Consider the following 6,256-nt stretch of genomic DNA (forward strand, 5'->3'; position numbering starts at 1 on the left):
ATCTATAAAGAGCCTGTTTAAATTTTTCGGTGAAATAAACTAAAAGCCGCCATTTTAATCGTAAAATGACGGCTTTTTGCTGTTAAAATTTATTTCTCTGCCAGTTCGACAATTTTATCTATGGCTACGGATATTCCTTCCGGATTTTTCCCTCCGGCTTGAGCGAAATGAGGCTGTCCTCCTCCTCCTCCTTGTATATATTTAGCACCTTCACGGACGAGAGCCGATGCATTAAGTCCTGCAGAAACAAGGTCATCGCTTAACATTACGGTAAGTAACGGCTTGTTTTTCTCATCTACTGTTCCTGCAACGAATAAAAGGTGTTCGGGAACTTCACCTCGTATTTGGAAAGCAATATCTTTTACTACCTCTGCCGGAGTTGCGGCTTTGAGGAGTATGATTTTCATTCCCGAACGTTCTTTCATATTTTTCAGTAGAGATTCTTTCATCAAAGCGACTTTTTCTTTGATAAATTCTTCTGTCCGTTTTTTCAAATCCGCATTTTCGTCTATCGCTTTTCTGATAGCAGCGGTAATATCCGGAACATTGTTGAAAATTTGTCGGATTGTTTTTAATGTGTCTTGTTGGAAATCGACCAGTTCTTCGGCTTTTGCAGCGGAGACAGCCTCAATACGACGTACGCCGGCAGCGATAGAACTTTCGGAAATGATACGAATCATACCGATATTTCCGGTATTTGCAACGTGAGTACCTCCACAGAGTTCGATAGAAGAACCGTACTGGATAACTCGAACCTCATCTCCGTATTTTTCTCCGAATAGCGCCATTGCTCCCATTTGTTTTGCTTCTGCAATAGGAACGTTGCGGTGCTCGTTCAATGGGATAGCTTGACGAACTTTCCGATTAGCAAGTTGTTCTACCAATCGCAATTCTTCATCAGTTACTTTTTGGAAATGAGAAAAATCGAAACGCAGTATATCGGGTGTTACCAATGAGCCTTTTTGTTCTACATGTGTTCCGAGTACCGTGCGAAGAGCTTCATGCAGCAGATGAGTCGCCGAGTGATTGCAAGCTGTTGCCAGTCTGGCCTCTTTATCTATAACCGCCCGGAGTGTCGAGGTGATGTCTTTCGGAAGCTTTTCACTGATATGAATACTCAGGTTGTTTTCTTTTTTTGTATTGATTATTTTTATCGTTTCCCCTTCGGCTGTTAAAGTTCCGGTATCACCGATTTGTCCTCCGCTTTCTGCGTAGAACGGGGTTTGATCGAGAACAATTTGATATAGTTCTTTATTTTTTTGTTTGATTTTACGATAACGGAGTATTTCTGCATCGCACTCGGTGAAATCATATCCGATAAAGCGAGGTTCTCCTTCTTTTACAATTACCCAGTCTCCGGTTTCGATAGCGGCGGCATTCCGAGCCCGTTCCTTTTGCTGTTGCATTTGGGTATCAAATTCTTTTATATCTACCGATAAACCGTTTTCTTTAAGGATCAATTCGGTGAGATCGAGCGGGAATCCATAAGTGTCATATAGTGTAAACGCATCTTTTCCGTTGATGCAATCCATCCCGGCGTCTTTCGTGTCGGCCATTACCTTATCCAACAGTTTCATACCGGTGGCAAGGGTGCGTAAGAAAGATTCTTCTTCTTCTTTGATAACCTTCTCGATCAATGTTTTTTGCGAAATCAATTCTGGATAAGCATCTCCCATCGTATCGATAAGGGTCGGTATGAGCGTATAGATAAATGCTTGATGTTGGCCGAGAAATGTATAACCGTAACGTACGGCACGACGAAGAATACGACGGATTACGTATCCGGCTTTGGCATTCGACGGTAATTGTCCGTCAGTGATAGAAAATGCTATGGTGCGCACATGATCGGCGATAACCCGCATAGCAATATTGGCTTGGCGGTCTTCTCCGTATTTTTTGCCGCATAGCTGGCCTATTGCTTTGATTATCGGCTGGAACACATCTGTGTCATAATTCGATGTTTTTCCTTGCAATGCCATACAAAGGCGTTCAAATCCCATTCCGGTATCGATGACTTTGGCCGGCAGAGGTTCGAGAGATCCGTCGGCTTTGCGATTGTATTGCATGAATACGAGATTCCATATCTCTATTACTTGAGGGTGGCTTTCATTTACTAATGTGACACCGTCTATTTCGGCTCGCTCTGCATCGCTCCGCAAATCGATGTGTATTTCAGAACAAGGTCCGCATGGTCCGGTATCGCCCATTTCCCAAAAATTATCTTTACGGTTTCCGTTTATAATATGAGAAGCGGGGAGATGTTTTTCCCAATATGCTGCTGCTTCGTTGTCACGTTCCAGACCTTCGGGGGCATAACCTTCGAACACGGTAGCATATAATCTGTCCGGGTCTATTTTAAGAATATCTACGAGGTATTCCCATGCCCAGTTTATGGCTTCTTTTTTAAAGTAATCTCCGAACGACCAGTTTCCCAGCATTTCGAACATGGTGTGGTGATAAGTATCCAATCCGACTTCTTCGAGATCATTGTGTTTTCCGCTGACCCGAAGACATTTTTGAGAGTCGGCGACCCGTTTGTAACGTGCCGGAACATTTCCGAGAATAATATCTTTAAACTGATTCATCCCTGCATTGGTGAACATCAATGTGGGATCATCTTTTATTACCATAGGGGCGGAAGGAACGATTTGGTGTCCCTTAGAGTTGAAAAAGCTCTTGAACGATTCGCGAATTTCCTTAGCTGTGAGCATATTTAATGATTTATAGTTTACGTTTATTAAGCAGTTGTTTTCAGTAGAGTCAATAAATAAATCTGTCGTTATTTAATATTCTGAAAAACAGTTTGCAAAAATAGCCTAAAATATTATTTTTGTGGCTATTGTTGCGCAAAAAATTACTAAGAACCTGTTTAAATTTTCCGACAAAGTGGTTTTGCCGTTTTTTTTCGGGTTTGTTTTCGGTCTGTTTCCCTGTTCTTTAGTTTAACTGTTAAAAATATGTTTTTCAGGTAAAACAGATGATTTTATATGTATCGGAATGCGGTATTATTGTGTTTCATAAAACGGGGCGATATGTTTTGCCGGAGGTTATGATCCGAATGTTTTGAGCAAAATGTTATGAGAAAAAAAGTCTTTTATGTATATAATCCCAATACGCTGAGTTATGAACGGGTGTATCCGTCGTTCAGAAAGCGTATGGCTACGGTTTTTCGCCATTTGTTGAGCGGAATTATATTGGGGGGAATTTTATTTTCGGTATTGAACTATTTTGTGGATTCTCCCCGTGAAAAAATGCTGAAACGGGAGAATCAGCAGATGAGGTCTCAATATAAGTTGCTTTCTCATCGTTTGGACGAGGCTTTGGATGTCATGGCCGATGTAAGAGAAAGAGATGCGAATCTGTATCGGGTTATTTTACAGGCAGATCCTATTAGTGCGGCAGTTTGGAATGCCGGGACAGATAATATGTCACGTTATCAAGATTTGATGAACCTTTCGGATGCAGATTTGGTTGTTGCTACGACACAGAAGGTCGAACAGCTTAACCGACAGTTATATGTGCAGACTAATTCGATTAATGAATTGGTGAAGTTGGGGCAGCAAAATGAAGATCGGATAAATTGTTTACCGGCAATTCAGCCTGTGTCGAACAAAGATTTGAAACGAACGGCTTCGGGATATGGGTTACGCATAGATCCTATTTATAAAACTCGTAAATTTCATGAGGGGATGGATTTTGCCGCAGACATCGGGACTCCAGTGTATGTTACGGGAAACGGTACGGTCGTTGAGACCGGTTGGAAACAGGGATATGGGAATACTATCGTCGTTAATCATGGATACGGATATAAAACCCGTTATGCTCATTTGAGCCGTATTTCCGTGCGTAACGGTCAGAAAGTCGTTCGTGGAGAGGAGATCGGTTTGGTGGGAAATACCGGTAAATCGACAGGACCGCATCTTCACTATGAAGTAATTTATAAGGGTAAACATGACAATCCGATCAATTATTATTTCTTTGATCTGAGTCCTGCAGACTATGACCGTATGATACAGATTGCCGAAAATCAAGGACGGGTAATGGATTAATTTTTGAGGAATGAATACGGAGAAGAAACAGAAACGGATTTACTATACAATCGGGGATGTCGCTGAATATTTCGGGGTAAACGAATCTACTCTCCGGTATTGGGAAGATGAATTTGATATTATTACACCTCGTCGTTCTTCAAGGGGTGTACGTTTTTATAATCAGGAAGATATTGATAATGTCCGGTTGGTCTATTATCTGTTGAAGGAGAAAGGCCTGACCCTTGCCGGCGCAAAGAAACAGTTAAAGGAAAACCGGTCTGGGGTTATCCGGAGTAATGAAATCATATCGCGTTTAAAAAGTGTTCGTGAAGAACTTTGTAGAATACGGAATGAATTGGCGAAAATCGATGTTTCCAGTCACAATGAATCGGATGAGGCTGATTTGTGATTTTTTATTGTAAAACTTTATACAGGCGGTTTTCCTTTGTTTTTTACCGGTTCAGTCTTGAATGATAACAAAAGCCACAAGAAATTTCCGAAAAAATTCCTGTGGCTTTTGTTATATTTTATAAGTATATTACATTCCTGTGTAGGAGTGTGGTGTGATGGTTCTCAATTCGGCCTTGATGTTGTCCGAAACATTCAATGTATCGATAAACGCATGTATGGCCTCTTCATTTATTATGCCGTTGGTACGGGTCAAAGCCTTTAGTGCCTCATAAGGTTTAGGATATCCTTCACGACGGAGCACTGTTTGAATACCTTCTGCTACGACACTCCACATGTTATCGAGATCGTTGTAAATCGCTTTTTCATTAAGAAGCAGTTTCCCGAGTCCTTTCATTGTACTTTGCAATGCGATGAGCATGTGAGCGAGGGGTACACCGATATTCCGGAGTACGGTAGAGTCGGTCAGGTCTCTTTGTAATCGTGAGATCGGTAATTTTGAAGCAAGATGTTCGAGTATGGCATTTGCTATTCCGAGATTTCCTTCGGAGTTCTCGAAATCGATCGGGTTGACTTTATGGGGCATGGCAGAAGAGCCGACTTCCCCTTCCTTGATCTTTTGTTTGAAATATTCCATAGATATATATTGCCAGAAATCCCGGTCAAGGTCGATCAATATTGTGTTTATTCGACGCATTCCGTCAAATAAAGCAGCTAAATTGTCGTAATTGGATATCTGTGTAGTCCATGCTTCGCGTTCAATACCTAACTTCTCTTTAAGAAACCGAGCTCCGAAAATTTTCCAGTCATATTCCGGGTAAGCTAAATGGTGGGCGTTGAAGTTGCCGGTAGCCCCTCCGAATTTTCCGCTGATAGGAATCTGTTTTAAGGAGTTCAGTTGTTGTTCGAGACGGTAAACGAAAACCATCATTTCTTTTCCCAAACGAGTAGGTGATGCCGGTTGTCCGTGAGTTTTTGCCAGCATAGGAATCTCTTTCCATGCTTCGGCATAGTCTTTTGCCATACCGATCATTTGTTCCAGTGTCGGGTAATAAATTTGTTCCAATGCTTCTTTTAAAGACAGAGGAACAGAGGTATTATTGATGTCTTGAGATGTCAGTCCGAAATGTATGAATTCTTTGTATGCTTCAAGTCCTCCTAACGCATCGAACTTTTCTTTGATAAAATATTCTACAGCTTTTACATCATGATTTGTGACCGATTCGATTGCTTTGATTCGTTCGGCGTCGGCTACTGTAAAATCATTATATATAGCTCTTAATTTCGGAAAAGTATCGGAGTTTATGTTTGCCAGTTGCGGTAAGGGAAGTTCACATAAAGCAATGAAATACTCGATTTCTACATGTACCCTATAACGGATAAGAGCAAATTCTGAAAAATATTCGGAAAGAGGGGCGGTTTTACCCCGATAACGCCCGTCAACAGGCGAGATTGCAGTAAGGGTTGTCAGTTCCATAAGAAGGTTTTTCGTTTTCTTTTGCAAAAGTAACTTATCTGTCTGATTTCCCCAAAAAAAAACGTTTTTTTGCAGAAAAAGGAAGATTTTGTTTTGAGGTTAAAAAAAATATCTTACCTTTGCCTCGCTTTTGATAAGCAATTCTCCGGGCGTTTAGCTCAGCTGGTTCAGAGCATCTGCCTTACAAGCAGAGGGTCGGCGGTTCGAATCCGTCAACGCCCACCGGAAAATTTTTGGAATTGGACGATAAAGAGAATCGAGAGAGATTTTCTTTTTTTTAGAAAGGGGCGTTTAGCTCAGCTGGTTCAGAGCATCTGCCTTACAAGCAGAGGGTCGGCGG

The 6,256-nt window shown here is 41.4% G+C and carries 4 protein-coding genes and 1 tRNA gene; 3 read left to right on the forward strand and 2 right to left on the reverse strand.

Translation table 11 applies throughout. The annotated features are described in order from the left end of the window. Positions 1 to 89 precede the first annotated feature (89 nt). Positions 90 to 2,711, reverse strand: coding sequence for an alanine--tRNA ligase (gene alaS / locus Q0093_RS11980; RefSeq protein WP_297930787.1), 2,622 nt, complete (start codon positions 2,709 to 2,711; stop codon positions 90 to 92). Between the two features lie 366 nt (positions 2,712 to 3,077). On the opposite strand from alaS, the gene Q0093_RS11985 reads away from it, so the two are divergent. Both Q0093_RS11985 and Q0093_RS11990 read left to right on the forward strand, forming a co-directional pair. Next, positions 3,078 to 4,049: a M23 family metallopeptidase gene (locus tag Q0093_RS11985; protein ID WP_294179492.1), complete on the forward strand. Its 972-nt coding sequence runs from the start codon at positions 3,078 to 3,080 to the stop codon at positions 4,047 to 4,049. A 10-nt stretch (positions 4,050 to 4,059) separates the two neighbouring features. Continuing rightward, positions 4,060 to 4,440, forward strand: a complete 381-nt coding sequence (locus tag Q0093_RS11990) for a MerR family transcriptional regulator (protein WP_297930792.1) — start codon at positions 4,060 to 4,062, stop codon at positions 4,438 to 4,440. Between the two features lie 129 nt (positions 4,441 to 4,569). On the opposite strand, the gene purB is transcribed toward Q0093_RS11990, so the two are convergent. Beyond that, positions 4,570 to 5,916, reverse strand: coding sequence for an adenylosuccinate lyase (purB, locus tag Q0093_RS11995; RefSeq protein ID WP_297930795.1), 1,347 nt, complete (start codon positions 5,914 to 5,916; stop codon positions 4,570 to 4,572). Positions 5,917 to 6,063: 147 nt separating this feature from the next. Here purB and Q0093_RS12000 point away from each other — a divergent pair. After that, positions 6,064 to 6,138, forward strand: a tRNA-Val gene (locus tag Q0093_RS12000). Positions 6,139 to 6,256: the final 118 nt, after the last annotated feature.

Origin of the sequence: uncultured Coprobacter sp. (assembly GCF_947855755.1) — a bacterium.
In the GTDB taxonomy this organism is placed as follows: Bacteria; Bacteroidota; Bacteroidia; order Bacteroidales; family Coprobacteraceae; genus Coprobacter.